We start from the raw sequence: 495 nt of genomic DNA, 5'->3' as shown, positions 1-495 counted from the left end.
CCGCGTTGTCGCTCGGGTTCGGGTCGACCACGGCTCCCGAGACGGACCAGCCGATCCGCCGGTCGCCGACGGCCGTACCGGTCAGCTCGACCGTCACCCGTACGCTCGCGCCGGGGGCCAGCACCCCCAGGTCGCACTGGGGGGAGCCGGCCGCGCACTGCCCCGCCATCGGGGTCAGCCGGTCGACGCGCACGCCGGGCGGCGCGGCCGCGGTGAACGTCGTACCCGGGGCCGGCGACGGGCCGTGGTTGGTCACGGTGACGGTCAGCGTCCCGGAGGAGCCGACCGTGATCGGGGGCCCGGTGGGCGGGGCGCTCACCGCGAGGTCGACCGACTGCTGGTGGCCCGGCTCCTTCTGCCGGCCCGGCAGATGGTGGTCGAGCGGCGTCAGCCGGCCGCTGGCCAGGTCCAGAGTGGACAGGCCCTCGGGGGAGTTCGGCGCGAGGGCCCGGCGCGAGCTGAGCACCATCCGGCTCCCGTCCGGCGACCAGGCCA

Annotated in this window: 1 protein-coding gene; it reads right to left on the bottom strand. The window is 77.0% G+C overall.

The genetic code is table 11. From position 1 onward, the window contains the following. Nucleotides 1-495: DUF11 domain-containing protein (locus tag ACSNOD_RS31710; protein ID WP_436770518.1), on the bottom strand; the 495-nt coding region annotated here is incomplete at both ends.

The sequence above is a fragment of the Streptomyces sp. URMC 123 genome, from assembly GCF_051386515.1.
Lineage (GTDB): Bacteria > Actinomycetota > Actinomycetes > Streptomycetales > Streptomycetaceae > Streptomyces.
This window is presented reverse-complemented; position numbering and strand designations above follow the sequence as displayed.